The following is a 22049-nucleotide window of genomic DNA, read 5'->3' as shown; positions in this document are numbered from 1 at the left end:
AGGCTGGCGGAATGATCGACGAGTTCGCCAAGGACTACCTGCACGGCGACCTGCGCGAGGTCCGCGAAGAGCTGCTGGGCAAGCTGGACGGCCTGGCCGAGTACGACGTCCGCCGCCCCTTGACGAGGACGGGGACGAACCTGCTCGGCCTGGTCAAGCACCTGACGTTGACGGAGGCCAGGTCCTTCGGCGAGATCTTCGGCCGCCCGTACCCGGAGCCGCTGCCGAGCTGGGACGATCCGGCCGCACGCGGCAAGGACATGTGGGCGACCGAGCACGAGCCGCGCGACCGGATCACCGACGCCTACCGCCGGGCGTGGGCCCACTCCGACAAGACGATCACCGAGCTGCCCATCGACGCCGAAGGCCACGTGCCCTGGTGGCCCCGCCCGAACGTGAAGCTCTTCACCATCCTGGTCCACGTGCTGACGGAGACAAGCCGCCACACCGGCCACGCGGACATCCTGAGAGAACACCTGGACGGCAAGACGGCGACAGCGGCCCACCGGGACGAAAGCTTCTGGGCGGCAAGGCACGCAGAGATCGAGCGAGCGGCCCGGGCCGCACGGGGTCCGAAGTAGACAAAGCCACGACCCGGCCGGGGACGAAGACCCGGCGGATCTGCGCGTGCCAAGCTGTCCGTCGTGGACAACGCTACCGACGAACCGGCCCGGGCGGGTTACCGGCGGTCGGCCGGGTCGCCCCGCGGCGAAGCCCGGCGCCGGGAACTGCTGGCGAAGATCACCGACGACGTCGCCGAGAACGGGCTCGTCGACTTCTCGCTGCGGCGCGCCGCCCGGGCGGCCGGCACCACGCACAAGGTGCTGCTCTACCACTTCGAAGGTGCCGAAGACCTCCTGCGGCAGGTGGTCTTCGCGCTGCGGGAACGGCGGATCGGCAACGCGCTGACCGCCGTCGCCGGCGAATCGCCGACGCTCGCCGGGCGTGTCCGGGCCGCCTGGGTCAGCCTGCGCGACGAGGAAACGCAGCTGCGGCGCGTCCTCGACCAGGCGATGGGCCTGGCGATGTACGACCCGGGCCGGTACGCCGCGCTCGGCCGGGGCGCGTCCCAGCAGTACCTGCCGACGCTGGTGTCGTTCTGCCCGCCGCACTGGCCGGAGCAGCGCAAGGTCGAGGTCGCCGAGATGATCCTCGCGACGCTGCGCGGTTTCCTCGTGGACCTGCTGACCAGCCCGGACGGCGACGGTGCGGCGGCCGGGTTCGCGGCGTTGCTGCGGGCGGTCGAGCGGGAGGAGGCCGCACCCTGATCCTCGACAGTTTGCGAACCACGTGGTTCACTTCTGCTCGAGTGACTTCTCTGGGAGGCCGAGATGCAGGTCGAGCTGTCCGCGGGCACCGTCGAGTACACCGACACGGGCGGGGCGGGCCCGGTCGTCGTCTTCGTCCACGGCCTCCTGATGGACGGCTCGCTGTGGGACGCCCCGGTGGCGGCCCTCGACGGCCTTCGCCGTGTGGTCCCGACACTGCCGCTCGGCGCGCACCGCCACCCGATGCGCGCCGACGCCGACCTGTCGATGCCCGGCGTCGCACGGCTGCTGGCCGAGTTCCTGGAGCGGCTCGACCTGCGGGAGGTCACGCTGGCCGGCGTCGACACGGGCGGCGCGCTGATCCAGCTGCTCATGGCGGACGGCGCGCCCCGGGTGAGCCGGGTGGTCCTGGCGTCGTGCGACGCGTTCGACAACTTCCCGCCCGGCCTCACCGGCAGGACGCTGTTCCTCGCCGGGAAGCTTTCGCCGCGCCTGTTCGGGCTGTTCGCGCAGCAGCTGCGGCTGCGCGCGGTGCGCCGTCTCCCGATCGCGTTCGGCCGGCTCACGAAACGCGGCGACGCCGCCACGGCTCGCTGGATCCGTCCGCTGCTGACCCGGGCGGACGTCCGCCGCGACACGGTCCGCGTGCTCCGGGCGGCCGCCGCCGCACCGGGAATCCTGGTGGAGGCGGCCGAGCGGCTGCCCGCTTTCGACCGCCCGGTGCTGGTCGCCTGGGCCGCCGAAGACCGCGTGATGCCGCCCGAGCACGGCCGGCGGCTGGCCGCCCTGCTGCCCAAGGGCGAGCTGGCCGAGGTGGCCGACAGCTACACGCTCCTGCCGCTGGACCAGCCGGCGGAGTTCGCCCGGCTGGTCCGGGAGTTCACAGCCGGCTGAGGCCGTGCAGGATGCGCTTCATCAGGTCCAGGTTCGGCCGGTTGCCGTTGCCGCGCTTGGTGGTGTGCACGGCGACGAGACCGCGATCGGCGAGGTCGGAGAGCAGCACCCGCGCGACGCCGAGCGGGAGGCGCCGGCGCGCGGCGACCTCGGCCACCGACTGCGAAGTGCGGCACAGCACGCAGATTTCCGACTCTTCCGCCGTGCTGCCCCGCGTCATGGCCCGCCCGCGCGCTGTGGTCGAGACCAGCGTCTCGACGGGAAGGTCACGCGTCGGCCGCGTCCGGCCGTGGGTGCGGAAGTACGGACGGACGAGTCCCGCCGCCCCTCCGTCTTCGAGCGCGGTCCCCCAGTGCACAGCCAGCTCCTCACGGCGATTAATCCTTGTCGGCGATTATTCGACACCGTGATCGACTCCTCCGCAATCGACCGAACAGGCTAACGGACGGTTAACTGCTGGTCAGGGTGGCGCCGTTGAACGACACCACCCAGGGGGAGGAAAATCATCCGGGGGGATTATCAGCGATCTGACAACTCCGCCGGCTTCCGCGCCCGCCGGGCCCTGGCCAGCAGGCGCCTCACCCGCCGGCCCCACCCCCGGGCGGCGGCGAACTCCTGCTGGACCTCGGCGATGCGCGCGCGGAGGTGGGCGTCGGAAATCATGGCGGCTCCTGCCCTGGTCGTCGGTGCCGTCACGGTGGACCGGGGCCGTTGGGGAAATCTTGCCCAGACCTTGCCGGGGCGTCGCCGATCCGCTACGCCTGGAGGCAGGGAGGGCGGGGACGTGGTGGAGCTGCGGGTGCTGGGCGCCGTCGAGGTCGTGGCCGGCGGTACCCGGCTCGACGTCGGGCCCGCACGCCAGCGCGACGTGCTGGCGGTGCTGATGCTCGACGCCGGCCGCGCGGTCCCGGCCGACCGGCTCGTCGACCGCGTGTGGGGCGAACGGCCACCCCGGCAGCCGAAGAACTCGCTGTACGCGTACGTTTCGCGGCTGCGCTCACTGCTGGGTGCCCTCGACGGGGTGACGATCGAGCGCGAGCGCGACGGCTACGTCCTCGTCGCCGACCCGCTGCTGGTGGACGTCCACCGCTTCGAGCACCTCGTCCGGCGCGCGAAGGCGACGGCGGACGACCACGCCGCGCTCGCGCTGTACGACGAGGCCCTGTCGCTCTGGCGGGGGACGCCGCTCAGCGAGCTGGATTCGCCGTGGGTGCACGGCGTCCGCCGCGAGCTGGAGCGCAAGCACGAGACGGCCGTGCTGGATCGCGACGACCTGCGGTTGCGCACCGGTGGCCACGCCGCCGTGCTCGCGCGGCCCGCGCCGGACGGCGCGAGCGGCGAACGGGCGGCGGCACAGCGGATCGAGGCGCTGTTCCTGGACGGGCGCCCGGCCGACGCGCTGCGGGAGTACGAAGCGGTCCGGGCACGCCTGGCGGACGAGCTGGGCGCCGACCCGGGCCCGCGGCTGCGCGGCGTCCACGAGCGGATCCTGGCGGGCGGCGGCCCGGAACCGCGTCAGCTCCCGGCCGCGGCGTCCTCGTTCTCCGGGCGCGCCGTCGAGCTGGCGGCGCTCGACCGGATGCTGGCACCGGACGGCGCGGTCGCGGTGGTTACCGGCGCGGGCGGCCTCGGGAAGACGTGGCTGGCGGTGCGGTGGGCGACCGACCACGCGAGCCGCTTCCCCGACGGCCAGCTCTACGTCGACCTCCGCGGGTTCGACCCGGCGCACGAACCGGTGCCGGCCGAGCGCGCGGTCCGCGGCTTCCTCGGCGCGCTGGGGGTCGCCGCGGCGTCGATCCCGCCGGAGCCGGACGGGCAGGGGGCGCTGTACCGGAGTCTCACCGCCCGCCGCCGGCTGCTGGTGGTGCTCGACAACGCCCGCGACACGCGGCACGTGACGCCGTTGCTGCCCGGCGGGTCCTCGTGTTCGGTCCTGGTCACCAGCCGCCACGAGCTGGGCGGCCTGCTCACCACGCACGGCGCGAGCGCGCTGCCCCTGCGGACGCTCGACGAGGACCAGGCGCGGGAGCTGCTGGCGCACAAGCTGGGCGCGGCCCGCCTCGCCGACGAACCCGAGGCGGCCCGCGAGATCCTGGACCGGTGCGGCGGGCTGGCGCTGGCGCTGGCGATCGTCGCCGCCCGCGTCGCGGTCCAGCCGGGCCGGCGGCTGGCCGCGCTGGCCGCCGAGCTGCGCGAGAGCCGGCTGGACGCGCTGGACACCGGGGAGCTGACCGCGAGCCTGCGCGCGGTGTTCGACGCCTCCGTTCGCTCGCTGTCCCCGGCGGCCGCGTCGGCGTTCCGCCTGCTGGGCCTCGTGCCGGCGGGCGACATCGGGCGCGCGGCCGCGACGGCGTTGCTCGGGGACGCCCGCACCCTGCGAGCGTTGTGCGCGGCGAGCCTCCTGGAGGAGCACCTGCCGGGCCGTTTCCGGATGCACGACCTGGTCAAGCTGTACGCGGCGGAGCTGCTGGACCCGGCCACCCGCCTGGCGGCGACGACCCGCCTGTTCGACCACTACCTGTCCGGCGCGGCGGCGGCCATGGACCTGTTCTCCCCGCACGAGCCGTACCTGCGCCCGCCCCCGCCCGGACCGGGTCCGTCCTTCGCGAACGCCCGGGAGGCGCGGGCGTGGCTGGACGCCGAGCGGGCCACGATGCTGGCGTTGGCCACGACCGCGCCGGAGACCTTGGCCGGCCACGTGGTCCGCCTGTCGGCGACGCTGTGGCGGTACCTGTACGTCGGGGCGCACCACCACGAGGCACTGACGCTCCACACGGCCGCGTCGGCCGTGGCGGGCCCGGGCACGCGCGAACGGGGGTTCGAGGCCCACGCCGTCGGCAAGGCCCTGATCTTCCTCGGCCGGTTCGACGAAGCCGCGTCACAGCTGGACGAGGCGCTCGCCCTGGCCGTGGCGCAGCGGAACGACGTGCTGGAAAGCATGGCCCGCAACAGCATCGCGACAATCGCGGACTTCCGGGGCAATCGCCCGGCGGCCCGCGAGCAGTACGACCTGGCGTTGGCGGCAGCACGCCGGACGGGCCACGCACTGCTGGAGGGAATAGCGCTGTGCAACATCGGAGAGCACCACCGCTGGTGCGGCGACCATCAGAAGGCACTGGAGTACCTGCACCGCAGCGGCCGGATAGCGGAGGACCTGGATTCGGCGGGCCTGGGCGCCCCGGTGCTGGCGGCGTTGGGCAGCGCGTATGCGGGATTGGGCCACGAGGAGAAGGCGGACGAGCATTTCCGCCGAGCCCTGGAGTTCGCCCGCGCGGGCGGCAACACGAACCTGGAGGTGACAGCCCTCAACGACCTGGCGGCGACGAAGAGCGGGGTTGAGGCGATTTCGTTGTACGGGAAGGTTTTGGAGCTGGCTCGCCGGTCCGGTCACCTCCGGGAACGCGCGGTGGCCCATCGGGGGTTGGGGTTGGCCCATCTCGGCGTTGGTGAGTCGGCTGAGGCTCGGCGTCATCTGGAGGCGGCGTTGGCGGCGTACGGCGAGTTGCGGGCGCCGGAGGTCGAGGAGATCCGGGAGCTGCTCGGAACGCCGGCGTGAGCTAGAGGCGGATGGGCTTCTTGTTCATGAATTCCTCGATTCCCAGCGCCCCCAGTTCCCGGCCCATCCCCGACCGCTTGATCCCGCCGAACGGCAAATCCGCCTCTGACCCTCCCGACTTGTTCACGTAAACCATCCCCGCCTCGATCCTCCGTGCCACCCGGGCCGCGCGCGGCCGATCCGTTCCGAACACGCTTGCGCCCAGTCCGAACGGTGTGTCGTTCGCCAGGGCGATCGCCTCCTCCTCGGTCTCCGCGCGGAACAACAACGCCACCGGCCCGAAGATCTCCTCGTGGTACGCCGCCATTGCCGGCGTCACGTCCGTCAGGACCGTTGCCTCCACGTACGCTCCCGGCCCCGGTACCCGGTGGCCGCCCGCGCGCAACGTTGCCCCTGCCGCGACCGCCGCCTGGATCTGTGCCGCCACTTCGTCCGCTGCCGATGCCGATGCCAGTGGGGGCAGGGTGGTCGCCGGGTTTGCCGGGTCTCCCGGGACGTAGTACTCCGTCACGCGCTTGGCGAACCGGTCCGTGAACTCCTCGTACAGCTCGCCCAGCACGATGATGCGCTTCGGGGCGTTGCACGACTGGCCGCAGTTGCGCATCCGGGCCGTGGCCGTCGTGCGGACCGTCTCGTCCAGGTCGTCGGTGTCCAGGACGATCAGGGGGTCCGAGCCGCCCAGTTCCAGGACGCACCGCTTCAGGTTGCGGCCGGCTTCGGCCGCCACCGCGATGCCCGCCTGCTCGCTGCCCGTCAGCGACACCCCGGCCAGGCGCGGGTCCGCGAGCATCCACGGGACCTGGCGGCTCGACGCGTACACGTTCACGTACGCGTCCTCGGGTACGCCGGCGTCGTGCAGCACGGCCTCGATCGCCGCCGCCGAACGGGGGCAGATCGATGCGTGCTTCAGCAGGATCGTGTTGCCCAGCACCAGGTTCGGCGCCACGAACCGGGCCACCTGGTAGCACGGGAAGTTCCACGGCATGACGCCCAGCAGCGCCCCGATCGGCTCCTTCGTCAGCACCGCCTCGCCGCCGCGGATCGGCAACGGCTCGTCCGCCAGCAGCTCCGGGCCCCGCGAGCCGTAGTAGCGGAAGATGTCGACGACCACGCCCACTTCGCCGCGGCCTTCGTTGATCCGCTTGCCCATCTCCAGCGTCATGATCGCGGCCAGCTCGCCGGCGCGCTCGGCGAACAGCTCCGCCGCGCGCAACACGACCGCGGCGCGCTCGGCGACCGGCCGGGCGCGCCAGGCGCCGTACCCGCGGTGGACCCGGTCGATCGCCGCGCGGACCTCCTCGTCGGCCGCGTTCGGGAGCTCGTCCACCAGCTCGCCCGTCGCCGGGTTGGTGACTGTATACAAAGCGGCCTCCTTTGCCGGACTACTGAATACTGTATACACTATTGAGGCACTGATCGGCACCCGCGCGGCGGTACCCCGCCACGCTTGATCGACTATCGTTCCCCCATGACGCTGGAACTCACCGGCGGACCCGAATTCGCCGCAACAGCCCCGAAAAACGCGCGTTGGTCGCGGCAGTACGCCGACGGCGCGATCACGTTCGCCAGCCCCGCGCGCACGACGGAACGCATGCCGCGGGTGTGGAGTGGCCGCGGGCTCGGCCTGCCCGAAGCCGAACTGGCGGCCTTCGCCGGGCAGTTGCGCCGCGTCATGAAACACGACGCCTACTGGGCCGCGCGGGCTCGGAATCCCCGCGCGGGTGACGCGAAACTCTGGACACCCGGCCGCTACGACGACGAAGACGGCTTCGTGTACTTCGCCGGTCCGTGCGCGCACGGCGGCCCGTGGCCGGGCTACCGGCCCGCGCCGGCGTTCACGATCGCGCTCCCCCACGTCCGCGGCCTGCGGATCCGGGTGGCCGCGTACCTGGCCGGATGAAAGCCGCGAGCGCGGGCACCGTCGCCGCGGTGGTGAGCGGGATACCGTCGACCGTCCACGCGCTCGTCACCGGCGGTGACGTCCTGGCGGCCACCCGCGCGGCGGGCACGCTCCTGCCGGGCCGACGCGACCGGCCCGGCGTCGCCGCCGGGCTGGTCGCGCACGTGGTCGTCTCCGCGGTCTGGACCGGCGTGCTCGCCGCCGCCGGCCGCCGCCACCGGCTGGGCGCCGGCCGCGGCGCGGTCGCCGGGCTGGCCATCGCGGCGCTGGACCTCGGGATCGCGGCCCGCGGCCACCCCGCCGTGCGGGGGTTGCCGCGCGGGCCGCAGATCCTGGACCACCTGGTGTTCGGCGCCGTCGCCGGCGCGCTCCTCGACCGTCCACAACGGACGGATCAGGGCACCACCTCGACGACGTCACCCGGGTGCAGCGAATTGTAGAACGTCACCGCGGCGCCGTGCGAAAGGTGCACGCACCCGTGGGACTTGACCTTCAGGCTGCCCTGGTGGAACGCGACCCCGGTGGTGGTGAAGAACACCGAGTACGGCATCGGCCCGTTGAACTGCTTGCTGTAGTGGTCGATGTCCTTGTACTGCACGTGGAACTTCCCCAGCGGGGTCGGGTACTTCGGCAGCCCCACGGTGATCGGGACGCCGCCGTAGGTGACGTTCCCGGCGCCGTCGGTCAGCCACGCGGTGTTCGAACTGCGCTGGACGCAGGCCTTCGCCTCGGCACTGCACGGCGTCGACGCCGCTTCGGCCGTTCCCGCGAACGCCACGGTCCCCGCCATCGCGGCGACCCCGCCCAGTAGTGCGATCATCCTCCGGTTCATCGTGTGCCTCCCGTTGTCGTTCGGCTACACGGTGAGAGTGCCCCGTCGAGCGATCTTCGAACCGGAAAGACCGGAACTCAGTTCTGCGGCTGCGAAAGCCCGAGGAACTCGGTCTGCTCGCGGTCGTAGCGGCGGGTCAGGCCGTTGCCGTAACGGTCCCACCAGTTCTGCGTGTGCCCGCCCTGGGTGGTCGTCGTCCCGCCGTAGACCTGGCGGTCGTACTCGACGCGCGCGTCGCGGAACTCCTGCTGGAACTGCTCCGGTGTCAGCCCTTGCGCGTGTTGGACCGCCGCGTCGGACAGCGTGCGCGAGCTGCGGACGATGTCGTCGCCCGCCATGTGGTTGAGGATGGCCCGGACACCGCCGGCGCCGCGCATGTGCGCGCCGGACATGACCGCGGCCTGGGCGCCGGGATCGGTGAAGTTGAGCGCGCCGGCCGTGCGCGCGTTCGCGGTCATCAGGTCGGCGACGACCGCGCGTTCTTCGGCGCTGCCGATCCCGTACTGCTCGCGCGCGGCGATGATCCGGTCGTAGCCGTTGTGCATGTTCTGCCGGAAGCCGTAGGCCTCGGGCACCCCGCCCTGCTCCCCCGTCGCCCCTTCGGACCGCATGATCGAGTCGACGACCCGGGGGTCGAGCTGCGGCGGCGCGGCGGCGGCCGCGCCACCCCCGCCGCCCTGTCCGCCGCCGTAGGCCTGGGCGACGTCGGTGTCGGCGGACCGGTAGCCGTCCGCGGCGGTCTGGACGTTCTGGTTCACGTTCGCCAGGAGGCCGAGCAGCTTCTGGAGGGCGCTGCCGAGCGTCGAGTGCAACGCGGTGTTCGCGGCGGCGACCCCGCTGCCGATCCCGGCGAAGGACAACGCGTCCAGCACCAGGCCTTCCAGGTCGCGGGTCGCGGAGAGGAAGGACGACCCGACGTCCTCGACCGCCCTCACGACCGCCCCCATTTCCGCGGTTTCGGCGCGGTAGGCCCCGGCACTCATGGTCTGCTCCCTCCGGACACCGGCTGTGCGCGTCGAGAATTCCCCACCACGCCCGCCGGGCCCACGGCCGAATTACCCACTGGTTGCGGCAGGACTGCCCACAACGGCGCTAAGGTCGGGAGATGAGCAAACCCGACGACGACCCGAACGTGGTCGAGGGCGAAATCGTCGACGACACCCCGACCGCGGCGATCGCGATCCCGTCGCCGCCGCTGCCGGATCCGGACTACAGCCAGGGCGGCGTGCCCAGCTTCGACTTCGTCCGGGACAAGATCGAGAACCGCTACACCACGTCCCTCGGGGCCGCCGACGTCGCCGGGCTCGGCACCGAGCACACCGCCGAGGCCCTCGACAAGCAGCTCGCCGACCGCGACCAGGCGGCCAAGGACAGGCTGGCCGAGATCCGCCGTTCGATGCGCGGCGAGTGACCCGGCGTCACGTCCGGCGCGCGGGGCTCGTCCCGCACTCCGGCGCGCCGCTGCCCCGGAGGAAGTGCGCCGCCGCGTAGCCCGTGCCGGCGCCGGCCGTGCCGCGCAGCCAGCGGTCGTCGCCCGCGGCGGGGGTGCCGTGCGTCCAGCACTCCGCCACGAACGTGCCGCCGTCGGCGACCCAGCCGACCCGCCGGCACGTCGACGCCGCACAGGACCGGATGTTCAGGCCGTTGCCGGTGCCGGTCACGACGTACGGCGTGGGCGCTTCCCGCGCGAGCAGGTCGCTGCCGCCGGCGGCGGGGTTCGGCGCCGTCGTGCCAGGAGAGTCCGCCGCCCCCGGCGACAGGCCGCCGAGCAGCAGGAACAGCAGGAAACCGGCGACGGCGGCCACGGCCAGCACCCGGATGAGCACACCGAATTTCAGTACGACGAACATGGTCGGGCCCCTTCCCCTCGGTGCCGTCCAGTGCCCTGCAAGTGTCGCCCTGGGCACACTCGCTTTGCAATTCCCACGACGGAATCCCAGGGCGGGACTACCTGTTCGGCGTAGCCTGTCCGTCAGAGGGATGCCCACCTGCCGAAACCGGTGCGGCAGGGGGTGTCGTCGCCCGCCGGTCGAGGGGAAGGGGTATCGTCCGCGGCGCGATGGGAAACCCACCACCAGCCTTCCCATCCTGAACGGCCCACACGTCAGAACGAAGGTCCCCATGGCCATCACGCAAGGCCCGATCGTGCCGCGCCGAAGGATCGCGGACACGCTCAAGAACCTGCGTGACGAATCCGGCCGCACCCTCGACGAGGTGGCCGAAGCGCTGCTGATCTCGACGTCGAAGCTTTCCCGGCTCGAGAACGCGCAGGGCAGCCCGCAGGCCAGGGACGTCCGCGACCTGATCCGCTTCTACGGGATCGAGAACACCCAGCTGGCCGACCGGCTGATGCGCTGGGTGAAGGCGTCCGGCCGGCAGGGCTGGTGGACCGACTACTCGCAGACCACGGCGACCCCCGGGCTCGACGCGCACCTCGCGTACGAGACCGAAGCGACGGTGGCCCGGATCTACACGATCCCGCTGCTGCCGGTGCTCCTGCAGACACCCGAGTACGCCCGCGCCCAGTATTCGACGCACGAGTCGTGGTGGTCGCCCGAGGAGGTCGACCGCCTCGTCGAGCTGCGCGAACGCCGCAAGGACGCCCTCGCCGAGCGCGAGGGCATGGACCCGCTGAAGCTGGTCGCGGTCACCCACGAATCCGCGCTGCGGCAGTTCGTCGGCTCCCGCGACATCATGCACGCCCAACTGGACCACCTGGTGGAACGGTCGACCGCGCCGAACGTCGAACTGCGCGTCTTCCCGTTCTCCCAGCCCCCGCTGTTCTCCATGAGCTGCATGTACGCCTACTTCGAGTTCGAGGACGAGCTCGACCGCGACATCGTGCACATCGAGACGCACGCCGGGTTCCGCCACATCGAGACCGCCGAGACGGTCGCCTACTACCGCGGCTACCACGACGCCCTGGTCGCCGCCTCGCTGGAACCCGACGAAAGCCGGGCCCTGATCCGCGAGGTCCAGGCCGGGCTGTCCGCCTGACCCCTCTTCTTTTCCTTCACGTTGGGACGAACGCATGGCTTTCGACTTCCCCTTTCCCGAAGACCTCCGGCTGCACCGGAAGCGGCTCGAAACCGACGGCTACCTCGTCGTGTCCGACGACGACCTGGGCCTGCCCGGCGCGCGCCTGCGCGAGCACCTCCTGCGCAGCTACTTCACCCAGGACGTCCTCCGCCGCTACCCCGGCGACATCCCCGCAGACCGGGAGCGGGCCCGGGACGTCGTCGAGTACGCGTGGCAAGGCGAGGACCTGACGCTGGCCGAGCACGCCGAAATCGCCATCGAGGACCGCGGTGGCCGCCCCGAACGCCGTGAGTACGCCCGCACGCCGGTCGCGGGCGATCCGCTGTTCGCGGCCTGGATCCGCGCCGCACTGGGTCTCGTCCCGGAAGGCCGCCGCCGGCCGCGGGGGACGTTCGGCGTCAACCTCTTCCGCACCTTCACCAACGTCGTGACGCGCCCGCACGCCGACGGCGAGGAGTTCGTCTTCGTCTACGTCGTGGACCGTGACGGCACCGGCGCGGAGACGACCCTGTTCCGGCCCGAAGACCCGGAAACCCCGGTCCACGCGCAGCGGCTCGAGCCCGGGCAGCTCATCGTGTTCGAGGACGCCCGGTTCCTGCACACCGCAAGCCCGCTGGTCGCCCCGCCCGGCCGCCGGGCCCGGCGCGACGCGCTCGTGTGCACTGTGGACTACCCGCAGACCTACGGCCTCGGCTGACACGCCCCGGGCTCACCTCGGCAGCCACCGCACCGCGACCGGCTGGTAGGCGGCGATGGCGAGCAGCCGGTGTTCGAACACCGGCACCCGGGCCGCCAGCCCGGTGAACCGGACCACCCGCTCGACGTTGCTGTCGGGCGCCGCGATCAGGCAGCCGGCGATCCCGCGCTCCCGGCACCGGGTGAACGCGTCCAGCACGCCGTGGGCGCCGCGGATCGACAGGAACTCCAGCATGCCGAGGTCGAGGGCCAGCAGGTGGGGCCCCGGCAGTTCGCAGATGGCGGCCTCGACCACCGTCGTCCACCGCAGCACCGAGTCGATGTCCAGCTCGCCCCGCACTTCGACGACCAGCACGCCGCCGGGCCGTTCCGAGGCGATGTCGTCGCGCATGGCGCCTCCCGGGAGCCGTCCCGTCCCGGGACCATCGTCCCACGTCACGTCAGGCTTCCGTAATACCGGCGTGGAATCATCGGGAGCCCGGGGAAGTTGTACCGGGGGCAGCACCACACGACGAGAAGGAGTGACGCCGTGACCACGTCAACCGAAAGGGCCGTCCTGGCCGGCGGCTGCTTCTGGGGCATGCAGGAGCTGTTCCGCCGTCAGCCCGGGGTGATCTCGACCCGGGTCGGTTACAGCGGCGGCGACGTCCCGAACGCCACCTACCGCAACCACGGCACCCACGCCGAGGCCATCGAGGTGATCTACGACCCCGCGCAGACCACGTTCCGCGACCTGCTCGAGTTCTTCTTCCAGGTGCACGACCCGACGACGAAGAACCGCCAGGGCAACGACATCGGCCTGAGCTACCGCTCGGCGATCTACTTCGAGAACGACGAGCAGAAGCGGGTCGCCGAGGACACCATCGCCGACGTCGACGCCTCCGGGCTGTGGCCGGGCAAGGTCGTCACCGAAGTCGCCCCGGTGGGCGACTTCTGGGAGGCCGAGCCGGAGCACCAGGACTACCTGCAGCGCATCCCGAACGGGTACACGTGCCACTTCGTGCGCCCGGGCTGGAAGCTCCCGAAGCGTGAGAAGACCGCCTGACCCCTTGCACCACGGAAGGCCCCTTCGCCGAGTCCCGGCGAAGGGGCCTTCGTCGTCTCGGCCGCAGGGAAGATCACCCGAACGGCGGTGACCCTGATCAAGTCCTCAATGGACAGTGGACACCGAGATCCCAATAGCGTCGATTGTCCCGTTTGGGATGTATTGCTACTTCCAAATAAGACCGTACGTTAGTCGCTTGTTCACGAGGCTTCGGCACCGGATCCTGATTTTCGTTCCACGGCACCATCTCTCGTCCCCTTGATCCGGCCCGGCCATGAACCCGGGTCTGGTTCACCCTGCCCGGAGGGAATTCCTCGATGGATCTGAGACGTCCTGTCGTCTTGGCAGCAACCGGCGTACTCGTCGGCGCGCTGTGCATCACCGGCACCGCACAGGCCCAACCCACCCCGAACGCCGCCCCGGCCGCCGCGCCGAGCGCCCTGGCCCAGGCCGTCTCCGCGGCCTCCGGGCTCGTGGCGAGCAGGCCGGCCGCGCTGCACGCCAGCGCGGACGACGTTTTCTCCGCTCAGAAGGCGATTTCCGCCACCAACGGGCTCCAGTACATCCCCTACGAGCGCAGCTACAAGGGCCTGCCCGTGGTGGGCGGCGACTTCGTGGTGGCGACCAACTCGACGGGCCAGGTGCTCGGGACGTCGGTCGCGCAGGACCAGACCATCAACCTCGCCACCACCGGCGCCAAGGTGACGAAGGCGGCCGCCGAGGCCACCGCGCGCAAGCAGCTGTCCGCCGTGGACAGCGTGAGCCCGGCCGAGCAGGTCGTGTTCGCCCTCGGCGCGCCGACGCTGGCCTGGAAGAGCACGGTCGTCGGCCACGACGCCGAAGGCCCGAGCCGGCTCGACGTCATCGTCGACGCCGCCACCGGCAAGGTCATCCACACGCAGGAGCACGTCCTGCACGGTGACGGCACCTCCGCGTGGAACGGCCCGAACCCGGTGCACCTCGACACCACGCACTCGGGCTCGACCTACTCGATGAAGGACCCGGCCATCACCAACACGTCCTGCCAGGACGCGGCCAACAACACCACCTTCAGCGGCCCCGACGACCTCTGGGGCAACGGCAACGCCACCAGCCGCGAAACCGGCTGCGTCGACGCGCTGTTCGCCGCCCAGACCGAGAACAAGATGCTCTCGCAGTGGCTGGGCCGCAACAGCTTCGACGGCAACGGCGGCGGCTGGCCGATCCGCGTCGGCCTGGCCGACGAGAACGCCTACTACGACGGCACCCAGGTCCAGATCGGCCACAACTCGCAGAACCAGTGGATCGGCTCGATCGACGTCGTCGCGCACGAGCACGGCCACGGCATCGACGACCACACCCCGGGCGGTATCTCCGGCAACGGCACGCAGGAGTTCGTCGCCGACGTCTTCGGCGCTTCGACCGAGTGGTTCGCGAACGAGCCGGCGCCCTACGACGTCCCGGACTTCCTCGTCGGCGAGCAGATCAACCTGGTCGGCTCCGGCCCGATCCGCAACATGTACAACCCGTCGGCGCTGGGCGACAAGAACTGCTACGACAGCTCCGTCCCCAACGGTGAGGTGCACGCGGCCGCCGGCCCCGGCAACCACTGGTTCTACCTGCTGGCCGAAGGCACCAACCCGAGCAACGGCCAGCCGACCAGCACCACGTGCAACAGCTCGTCGATCACCGGCCTCGGCGTGCAGAACGCGGTCAAGATCTTCTACAACGCGATGCTGCTCAAGACCTCCGGCAGCTCGTACCTGAAGTACCGCACCTGGACGCTGACCGCGGCGAAGAACCTCTTCCCGGGCAGCTGCACCGAGTTCAACACCGTCAAGGCGGCGTGGGACGCGATCTCCGTCCCGGCGCAGTCGGCCGACCCGACCTGCTCGGCGACCGGCACCGTCACGGTTTCGAACCCGGGCAACCAGTCGACCGTGACCGGCGCTTCGGTCAACCTCCCGCTGTCGGCTTCCGGCGGCACCGCGCCCTACACCTGGTCGGCCACCGGCCTCCCGGCCGGCCTGTCGATCAACGCCTCCACCGGCACGATCTCGGGCACCGCGACCACCGCGGGCACCTCGAACGTCACGGTGACGGCGAAGGACGCGGCCAACAAGACCGGCACGGCGTCGTTCAGCTGGACCGTCGGCACCACCGGCGGCTGCTCCGGCCAGAAGATCGCCAACGGCGGCTTCGAGTCGGGTGCGGCGAGCTGGACCGGTGACACCGGGTCCATCGGCCAGTGGGCGTCCTCGGGTGAGGCGGCGCACGGCGGCACGTACAGCGCCTACCTCGACGGCTACGGCTCGACCCACACCGAGGCCGTCGCCCAGTCGGTGAGCATCCCGGCCGGCTGCCACGCCAGCCTGACGTTCTACCTGCACATCGACACCGCGGAGACCACCACCACGGTCGCCTACGACAAGCTGACCGTCACCAACGGCAGCGCGACGCTGGGCAGCTACTCCAACCTGAACAAGAACACCGGGTACGCCCTCAAGACCATCGACGTCTCGTCGGCGGCCGGCGGCACCCTGGCGCTCAAGTTCAGCGGCACCGAAGACAGCTCGCTGCAGACCTCGTTCGTCATCGACGACGTGGCCGTCACCCTGAGCTGAAGCTAGCCGATTGAGGCGGGGAGGCCGGGAAACCGGTCTCCCCGCTTTCGTCGTTTCCGGAGCACAATCGGCCCATGGATGCCGAAACCCTGCGTGCGACCCAAGGCCCGCTGAAGGACCAGTACCGCGAACGGCCCGAGAGCGCGCTCGTCACCCTGCACGCCGACGCCGAACTGGACGGTCTCGGCATCTCCTGCAAGGTCGAGACCGGGCGGGCGGTCGTCGAGGCCGGGCTGCACCCGGCGACCGGCGGCGACGGGACCCTCGCCTGTTCGGGCGACATGCTGCTCGAAGCGCTCGTCGCGTGCGCCGGGGTGACGCTGCGGGCGGTCGCGACGTCGCTGGGTCTCGAGGTCCGCGGCGGGCGCGTCCGGGCCGAAGGCGACCTCGACTTCCGCGGCACCCTCGCCGTCGCGAAGGACGCGCCGGTGGGCTTCCGCGCCATCCGGCTGTCGTTCGCCCTGGACACCGACGCTTCCGAAGAGCAGCTGGCCACGCTGAAGAAGCTGACCGAGCGCTACTGCGTCGTGTTCCAGTCGCTGCGGACACCCCCGGAGTTCGCCGTCACGCTTTCGGCGAACCAGGGATAAACCCGGAGGACAAAACGGGCGGCTTGGCCTAGCTTGTCGGGGTCACCGGAAGGGGGAGCCGACATGCCACAGCCGGAACCGGACGTTGCCGTCCGGGTGCGCGGGCTCGTGAAGACCTATGGTTCGACCCGCGCGCTCGACGGCGTCGACCTCGACGTCCCGGCCGGGCGCGTGCTCGGCCTGCTCGGCCCGAACGGCGCCGGGAAGACCACGACCGTCCGCATCCTGACCACGCTCCTGCGCCCGGACTCGGGTTCGGCTTCGGTGGCGGGCTTCGACGTGCTGGCCGAGCCGGACGAGGTCCGGCGGCGGATCGGCTTGTCCGGCCAGTACGCGGCCGTCGACGAGAACCTCACCGGGTTCGAGAACCTGTACATGGTCGGGCGGCTCTACGGCCGGCCGAAGGGCCCGGCCCGTCAGCGTGCCCGGGAGCTGCTCGCGCGGTTCCGCCTGGAGGAGGCCGCCGACCGGCCGGCGAAGGGGTATTCCGGCGGGATGCGCCGCCGCCTCGACCTGGCCGGCGCGCTGGTCGCCGAGCCGACCGTGGTCGTGCTCGACGAGCCCACCACGGGGCTCGACCCGGGCGGGCGCCTGGACACGTGGGCGGTCATCAAGGAGCTCGTCGCCGACGGCACGACCGTGCTGCTGACGACCCAGTACCTCGAAGAGGCCGACCAGCTGGCCGACTCGATCGTGGTGATCGACCACGGCCGGGTGATCGCGCGCGGCACCGCGGACGAGCTGAAGGCCCAGATCGGCGGCGAACGCCTGGAGCTGGTCGTCGCCTCGGCCGCGGACCTGCCGAAGACGCTGGACGTGCTGCGCGAGGTCGGCACCGGCGAGCCGGCCGGCGACGACCACACGCGGCGGGCCGAGATCCTCGTCGACACCGGGCCCAAGGCGTTGATCGAGGCCCTGCGCCGGCTCGACGCCCAGGGCATCGCGATCCAGGACGTCGCCCTGCACCGGCCGACCCTGGACGACGTCTTCCTGTCCCTGACCGGCCACGGCGCATCGGCCGAGGAGGCCGCGAAGTGAACGCGTTCGCGAAAGGCATTTCCGACGGCGGCATCGTGACGTGGCGCAACCTGATGAACGTCCGCCGCAACCCCGACTGGCTGATGGCGGCGACGCTGCAGCCGATCATGTTCGTGCTGCTGTTCGCGTACGTCTTCGGCAACGCGATCGGCGGCGAAGCGGGCGGCGCGGCGTACCGCGAGTTCCTGATCGCCGGGATCTTCGCCCAGACGGTGGCGTTCAACTCGGCGTTCACGGTCATCGGCTTCGCCAACGACCTGCAGAAGGGCATCATCGACCGGTTCCGCTCGCTGCCGATGTCCCGCATCGCGGTGGTGCTGGGCCGCACGACGTCGGACCTGGTCGTGAGCGTGGTGGCGCTGGTCGTGATGTCGCTGTGCGGGCTGCTGGTGGGCTGGCGCATCCGCGGCAGCTTCTGGGACGCCCTGCTCGGCTACCTGGTCATGCTGATGTTCGCGTGGGCCCTGTCCTGGGTGGGCGCGCTGATCGGCCTGGCGGCGCGCAGCGTGGAGGTCGCGCAGAGCGCGGGCCTGATCTGGATGTTCCCGCTGAGCTTCATTTCTTCGGCGTTCGTCCCGACGGGCACCCTGCCCCCGTTCCTCAAGGCGATCGCGGACTGGAACCCGTTCACGGCGGTGATCAACGCGACGCGGGACCTGTTCGGCAACCGCTTCGGCCCGGCGCAGACGGGCTGGCCGGCCGAACACGCGGCGCTGTACGCGATTTTGTGCTGCGTGGCGATCATCGCGGTCTTCGCTCCCCTGGCGACGGCGAAGTACCGCCGGGTGGCGAGCAAGTAGCACTGTCCGAAGAGGACCGTTTCAGTCCTCTTCGGACAGTTCCACGATCGGGATCACCCGCTTCGCCTGCCGGGCCTTCGCCTGGTGGTCGGCCAGGAACGGGTAGTGGTGCTCCAGCTCGGTCCACATCCGCACGTAGTCGGCCCCTAGCAGCGGCAGCGCCTCCGCGTCGAACTCGCGGCCGTCCACCTCGACGTGCACCCGCGGGTCGGCGTCGAGGTTCAGGTACCAGTCCGGGTGCCGGGGTGCGCCGATGTTCGACGCCACCACCAGCAGCCGGTCGCCGTCGCGGTGGTACATCATCGGGACCGTCCGGGGCTCGCCCGACGTCCGTCCCGTCGTCGTGAGCAGGACCAGCCTCTCGCGGTGCATCCCGTCGACTTCGCCGCCCGCCCGGAACTGCTCGATCACGCGGCGGTTGGTCTCCTGGACGTCCATGGTCACCGGTCGTAGTAGCGGGTCGGCGGGTCCTGCTGCGTCCACTGCTGCTGCGTCGGCGGCGGCGGCGTGCTCCGCTGGCTGCGGCGCCGGTGCAGCGTGCGGGCGCTGGCCGCCATGCTGTTCACCACCGCCGCGATGACCAGGCCGATCACCAGGTTGATCACCGCCGTGGCGATCTTCGCGCTCGGCGCCACCGTGAGCGTCAGCGGCAGCACCACGGCGATGAGCGTGACGAGCACCATGATCCAGCCGAAGAACTGGGACGGTGCCGGCGTCGCCACGCTCAGCAGGTGCATCAGCCCGGTGGCGAGCAGGGCCACCGCGGCGGCGACCAGCGCGTACGTCGTGGTGCTCGCGTTGCCCCAGACGCCCTCGCCTTTTGGGGCGAGCACTTCGACCTCGAAGATCCCCCGCGCGATCAGCAGCCCGACGACGGCGAGCAGGGCTGCGACCACCGCCGTCGCGACGCCGCCCGCCCACAGGCGGCGTGCGTCGATCCCCGGGCGGACGTCCTGGGGCTGGTTCCCGTAGTAGTCGGACATCAGTGCCTTCCTGGGTCGGCCTTCCTGGGTCGGCTGCGCCTCTCCGATCGATTGTCCCCCGTTTCGGCCCGGGACGCGCGATTTGCGCTGGAGCGCACTCCAGCTCTTAACGTCGGAGGCATGACAACCGCACAGCACAAGATCGGTTCGGGCTTCGGCGCCATTACCACGGCCGCCGAAGCCGTCGCAGGCGTCGACCTCACCGGGAAGCTCGCCGTCGTCACCGGCGGGTACTCCGGGATCGGCCTCGAAACCACCCGCGCGCTGACCGGCGCCGGCGCCCACGTCGTCGTCCCGGCCCGCCGCCGCGCCACCGCCGAGGAGGCGCTCGCCGGCGTCGGGAACGTCGAGGTCGACGAGCTGGACCTGGGCGACCTCGAGAGCGTCCGGGCGTTCGCCGAGCGCTTCCTGGCGACCGGGCGCCGGATCGACCTCCTCATCGCCAACGCCGGGATCATGGCCTGCCCCGAGACCCGCGTCGGCCCGGGCTGGGAGGCCCAGTTCGCCACCAACCACCTCGGGCACTTCGCGCTGGTCAACCGGCTGTGGCCGGCGGTCGCCGAGGGCGCCCGCGTGGTCTCGCTGTCCTCGCGCGGCCACCACTACTCGCCGATCCGCTGGGACGACGTCCAGTTCGAGCACGGCTACGAGAAGTGGCAGGCCTACGGCCAGGCCAAGACCGCGAACGTGCTGTTCGCCGTGCAGCTCGACCAGCTGGCCGCCGAGCAGGACGTGCGCGCGTTCGCGCTGCACCCGGGCGGCATCATGACGCCGCTGCAGCGCCACCTGCCCCGCGAGGAGATGATCGAACGCGGCTGGATCGACGAGGCCGGGAACTATCTGGTGGAGTTCAAGTCGCCGGAGCAGGGCGCGGCGACCACGGTCTGGGCCGCGACGTCACCGCAGCTGGCCGGGCTCGGCGGGCTGTACCTGGAGGACTGCGACGTGGCGGAGCTCGCACCGTCCGATGCCGAGGGCCTCGCCGCCTCCGGCGTCCGCCGGTACGCCCTCGACCGCGACGAGGCCGCGCGCCTGTGGACGCTGTCGGCGCAGCTCACCGGCGTGGACGCGTTCGCGCGAGCCTGACTGTCACGTCGGCGGGCCCCCGGACGATACTTCCTCCGTGATCTTCCGACGTTTGCCGTTCACGAACCCGGGGTACATCGGGCCCGTGGCCGACGAAGCCGGGAGACAGGGGCGCCCGCCGACGCGCGACGGCGATGACGTCACGTGCAGCCGGTACGCCCTCGGCGAGTTCACCATCACCCCGCGCAGCGCGTTGGACGACGAGCGGCCGCCGGGACTGCTCGGCGAGCGGTACGAGGTCGGCAGGCTGATCGGCAGCGGCGGCACGGCCCGGGTCTACCGGGCCTACGACGTCCGGCTGGGCCGCGAGGTCGCCGTCAAGATCTACGACCGCGACGCCGTGGCGCTCGACCAGCGCCGCCGGCTGCGCGAGATGACGATCCAGGGCAGCATCAGCCACCCGGGCGTGGTGGCGCTGCTGGACAGCGGCACCGAGGGCGGCCGGACGTTCCTGGTGATGCAGCTCGTCGAGGGCGAGAACCTGGCCGAGCGCCTGCTGAGCGGCCCGCTGCCGGCGGCGGAGGTGACGGCGCTGGCCGACGGGCTGGCGGAGGCGCTGGCCCACGTCCACGCGCGCCGGATCGTGCACCGCGACCTGAAGCCGGCCAACGTGTTCCTGTCCGCGGACGGCTCCCTGATCGGCGACTTCGGTATCGCGCACGCGCTCGACGCCACGCACATCACGGGCACGGGCCTGATCCCGGGCACGGCGGCGTACCTGGCCCCGGAGCAGGTGTCGGGCGAGCCGGCGGGCCCGCCCGCGGACGTCTACGCGCTGGGTCTGATCCTGCTGGAGTGCCTGACGGGCCAACGGGAATACCCGGGCACGATGGTCGAGGCGGCGATGGCCCGGCTGACCCGGCCGCCCCGGATCCCGGAGGAGGCCCCGGCGGCCCTGGGGTACACGCTGCGCCGGATGACCCAGCGCGACCCGGCCGACCGCCCGACGGCGGAGAAGGTGCGGGACATGCTGCGCCACCCGCCGCCGACCCTGCCGTGGAAGAGGACGCGCAGCCCACGCTGGCGCCGCCGGCTGGTGGCGGTGGAGCGGGGCGACGCGGTTTCGGCCCACGAAGGGGCTGGGGCCTTCAGCCCGGCTCGCGGGGAACTGACCGCCGGTCCGATCGCAGCCCACGGTCCGGCCGCCGATCCCAACGCGGCCCGAAGCGACCACCTTGCCCCCGGCGCAGCTGCCGGTGCCGCGGCCCTCTCGGCGACCGGTGCCGCCGACGCTCCCACTCGCCACCATGACCTCACCGCCACCCCCTCCCCGGCCGAGAACCCCCGGCGACGGCGGCTGGCCGCCGCGGGAGGGCTGAGCGCCGCCGCCGTGGCCGTCCTCGCCGCCGTGCTGCTGACCGGCCAGGACCCCGGGACCGGCTCCCCCGCCCCGCCGCCCGCCGCGCACTCGCCGGGCGCCACCTCCGCACCCCCTTCCTCGCTGCCCGTCGCCGAGTCCGGCACCCCCGCGACGAGCCGGAAATCCGGCTCCGGCACGCAGCCGGGCACCGGCGAGGCCGCGTCGCTGGAACCCGCCGCCGTCACGAGCCAGAGCACGTCCTCGGCCACCCAGCCGTCGTCGAAACACGGCAAGCCGCCGAAGACCGATCCGCCCGGCAAGACCCGGGGCAAGGGGCCCGGCAGCGACTGAGGCCGCCGCGGGAGGACCTCCGGCGCGCCGATCAGGGTCGAACGGCCCTAGTGCCGGAAACACGCGGA

25 protein-coding genes are annotated in these 22049 nt (G+C 71.9%); 16 read left to right on the top strand and 9 right to left on the bottom strand.

Annotated features, from left to right (window positions below; translation table 11 throughout):
• Positions 1-11: 11 nt before the first annotated feature.
• From ABZW17_RS19345 to ABZW17_RS19335, 3 genes are all read left to right on the top strand, one after another.
• On the top strand, positions 12-581 hold the full coding sequence (locus ABZW17_RS19345) for a DinB family protein (protein ID WP_354815433.1): 570 nt from the start codon (positions 12-14) through the stop codon (positions 579-581).
• 63 nt (positions 582-644) lie between these two features.
• On the top strand, positions 645-1268 hold the full coding sequence (locus tag ABZW17_RS19340; RefSeq protein ID WP_354815431.1) for a TetR/AcrR family transcriptional regulator: 624 nt from the start codon (positions 645-647) through the stop codon (positions 1266-1268).
• Between the two features lie 63 nt (positions 1269-1331).
• Entirely contained in the window at positions 1332-2162 is an 831-nt protein-coding gene (locus tag ABZW17_RS19335) for an alpha/beta hydrolase (protein WP_354815428.1), read from the top strand.
• Here ABZW17_RS19335 and ABZW17_RS19330 read toward each other — a convergent pair.
• Both ABZW17_RS19330 and ABZW17_RS19325 read right to left on the bottom strand, forming a co-directional pair.
• Complete coding sequence (locus tag ABZW17_RS19330) at positions 2149-2520, bottom strand: DUF742 domain-containing protein (RefSeq protein ID WP_354815426.1); 372 nt, start codon at positions 2518-2520, stop codon at positions 2149-2151. The genes ABZW17_RS19335 and ABZW17_RS19330 overlap by 14 nt on opposite strands.
• Positions 2521-2681: 161 nt before the next feature.
• Positions 2682-2825: a hypothetical protein gene (locus tag ABZW17_RS19325; RefSeq protein WP_354815423.1), complete on the bottom strand. Its 144-nt coding sequence runs from the start codon at positions 2823-2825 to the stop codon at positions 2682-2684.
• A gap of 121 nt (positions 2826-2946) precedes the next feature.
• On the opposite strand from ABZW17_RS19325, the gene ABZW17_RS19320 reads away from it, so the two are divergent.
• A complete protein-coding gene (locus ABZW17_RS19320; RefSeq protein WP_354815420.1) occupies positions 2947-5718 on the top strand; it encodes a BTAD domain-containing putative transcriptional regulator in 2772 nt (923 codons plus the stop codon).
• 1 nt (position 5719) lies between these two features.
• Here the strand turns inward: ABZW17_RS19320 and ABZW17_RS19315 are convergent, their stop codons facing one another.
• Positions 5720-7081, bottom strand: coding sequence for an NAD-dependent succinate-semialdehyde dehydrogenase (locus ABZW17_RS19315; protein WP_354815417.1), 1362 nt, complete (start codon positions 7079-7081; stop codon positions 5720-5722).
• Positions 7082-7186: 105 nt separating this feature from the next.
• On the opposite strand from ABZW17_RS19315, the gene ABZW17_RS19310 reads away from it, so the two are divergent.
• Together ABZW17_RS19310 and ABZW17_RS19305 are read left to right on the top strand one after the other, a co-directional pair.
• Complete coding sequence (locus tag ABZW17_RS19310) at positions 7187-7618, top strand: hypothetical protein (protein WP_354815414.1); 432 nt, start codon at positions 7187-7189, stop codon at positions 7616-7618.
• Positions 7615-8058, top strand: coding sequence for a hypothetical protein (locus ABZW17_RS19305; RefSeq protein WP_354815412.1), 444 nt, complete (start codon positions 7615-7617; stop codon positions 8056-8058). The genes ABZW17_RS19310 and ABZW17_RS19305 overlap by 4 nt, the downstream gene beginning before the upstream one ends.
• On the opposite strand, the gene ABZW17_RS19300 is transcribed toward ABZW17_RS19305, so the two are convergent.
• The gene (locus ABZW17_RS19300; protein WP_285993157.1) at positions 8013-8450 is read right to left on the bottom strand and encodes a L,D-transpeptidase; all 438 of its coding nucleotides are present in this window, start codon (positions 8448-8450) and stop codon (positions 8013-8015) included. The two genes, ABZW17_RS19305 and ABZW17_RS19300, sit on opposite strands and share 46 nt — an antisense overlap.
• 77 nt (positions 8451-8527) lie before the next feature.
• The gene (locus ABZW17_RS19295; protein WP_354815409.1) at positions 8528-9433 is read right to left on the bottom strand and encodes a hypothetical protein; all 906 of its coding nucleotides are present in this window, start codon (positions 9431-9433) and stop codon (positions 8528-8530) included.
• Positions 9434-9555: 122 nt separating this feature from the next.
• Between ABZW17_RS19295 and ABZW17_RS19290 the strand changes: the two genes are divergently transcribed.
• Positions 9556-9861, top strand: coding sequence for a hypothetical protein (locus ABZW17_RS19290; protein ID WP_354815406.1), 306 nt, complete (start codon positions 9556-9558; stop codon positions 9859-9861).
• A gap of 7 nt (positions 9862-9868) precedes the next feature.
• On the opposite strand, the gene ABZW17_RS19285 is transcribed toward ABZW17_RS19290, so the two are convergent.
• Positions 9869-10300: a hypothetical protein gene (locus ABZW17_RS19285; protein WP_354815403.1), complete on the bottom strand. Its 432-nt coding sequence runs from the start codon at positions 10298-10300 to the stop codon at positions 9869-9871.
• Between the two features lie 271 nt (positions 10301-10571).
• On the opposite strand from ABZW17_RS19285, the gene ABZW17_RS19280 reads away from it, so the two are divergent.
• Both ABZW17_RS19280 and ABZW17_RS19275 read left to right on the top strand, forming a co-directional pair.
• Complete coding sequence (locus ABZW17_RS19280) at positions 10572-11447, top strand: helix-turn-helix transcriptional regulator (protein ID WP_354815400.1); 876 nt, start codon at positions 10572-10574, stop codon at positions 11445-11447.
• A gap of 34 nt (positions 11448-11481) precedes the next feature.
• Positions 11482-12186, top strand: a complete 705-nt coding sequence (locus tag ABZW17_RS19275; protein ID WP_354815397.1) for a 2OG-Fe dioxygenase family protein — start codon at positions 11482-11484, stop codon at positions 12184-12186.
• Between the two features lie 12 nt (positions 12187-12198).
• Here ABZW17_RS19275 and ABZW17_RS19270 read toward each other — a convergent pair whose 3' ends face one another.
• Entirely contained in the window at positions 12199-12576 is a 378-nt protein-coding gene (locus ABZW17_RS19270) for an STAS domain-containing protein (protein WP_354815394.1), read from the bottom strand.
• 138 nt (positions 12577-12714) lie between these two features.
• On the opposite strand from ABZW17_RS19270, the gene msrA reads away from it, so the two are divergent.
• From msrA to ABZW17_RS19245, 5 genes are all read left to right on the top strand, one after another.
• Entirely contained in the window at positions 12715-13230 is a 516-nt protein-coding gene (gene msrA / locus ABZW17_RS19265; protein WP_354815391.1) for a peptide-methionine (S)-S-oxide reductase MsrA, read from the top strand.
• Positions 13231-13571: 341 nt separating this feature from the next.
• Positions 13572-15833, top strand: a complete 2262-nt coding sequence (locus tag ABZW17_RS19260) for a M4 family metallopeptidase (RefSeq protein WP_354815388.1) — start codon at positions 13572-13574, stop codon at positions 15831-15833.
• 74 nt (positions 15834-15907) lie between these two features.
• The gene (locus tag ABZW17_RS19255; protein ID WP_354815385.1) at positions 15908-16423 is read left to right on the top strand and encodes an OsmC family protein; all 516 of its coding nucleotides are present in this window, start codon (positions 15908-15910) and stop codon (positions 16421-16423) included.
• 63 nt (positions 16424-16486) lie between these two features.
• Complete coding sequence (locus ABZW17_RS19250) at positions 16487-17461, top strand: ATP-binding cassette domain-containing protein (RefSeq protein ID WP_354815382.1); 975 nt, start codon at positions 16487-16489, stop codon at positions 17459-17461.
• Positions 17458-18261: an ABC transporter permease gene (locus ABZW17_RS19245; protein ID WP_354815379.1), complete on the top strand. Its 804-nt coding sequence runs from the start codon at positions 17458-17460 to the stop codon at positions 18259-18261. The genes ABZW17_RS19250 and ABZW17_RS19245 overlap by 4 nt, the downstream gene beginning before the upstream one ends.
• A gap of 21 nt (positions 18262-18282) precedes the next feature.
• Here ABZW17_RS19245 and ABZW17_RS19240 read toward each other — a convergent pair whose 3' ends face one another.
• Both ABZW17_RS19240 and ABZW17_RS19235 read right to left on the bottom strand, forming a co-directional pair.
• Positions 18283-18699: a nitroreductase/quinone reductase family protein gene (locus ABZW17_RS19240; RefSeq protein WP_354815691.1), complete on the bottom strand. Its 417-nt coding sequence runs from the start codon at positions 18697-18699 to the stop codon at positions 18283-18285.
• Between the two features lie 2 nt (positions 18700-18701).
• Positions 18702-19244 carry a DUF6069 family protein gene (locus tag ABZW17_RS19235; protein ID WP_354815376.1) on the bottom strand — a complete coding sequence of 181 codons (543 nt, stop codon included), beginning with the start codon at positions 19242-19244 and terminating at the stop codon, positions 18702-18704.
• Positions 19245-19364: 120 nt separating this feature from the next.
• Between ABZW17_RS19235 and ABZW17_RS19230 the strand changes: the two genes are divergently transcribed.
• Positions 19365-20330: an SDR family NAD(P)-dependent oxidoreductase gene (locus ABZW17_RS19230; RefSeq protein ID WP_354815373.1), complete on the top strand. Its 966-nt coding sequence runs from the start codon at positions 19365-19367 to the stop codon at positions 20328-20330.
• 37 nt (positions 20331-20367) lie between these two features.
• Positions 20368-21981: a serine/threonine-protein kinase gene (locus tag ABZW17_RS19225; RefSeq protein ID WP_354815370.1), complete on the top strand. Its 1614-nt coding sequence runs from the start codon at positions 20368-20370 to the stop codon at positions 21979-21981.
• The last annotated feature ends 68 nt before the right edge of the window (positions 21982-22049 follow it).

The sequence above is a fragment of the Amycolatopsis sp. NPDC004625 genome (assembly GCF_040609695.1).
In the GTDB taxonomy this organism is placed as follows: domain Bacteria; phylum Actinomycetota; class Actinomycetes; order Mycobacteriales; family Pseudonocardiaceae; genus Amycolatopsis.
The sequence above is the reverse complement of the archived record's forward strand: the minus strand, read 5'-3'. Positions and strand labels throughout refer to the sequence as shown.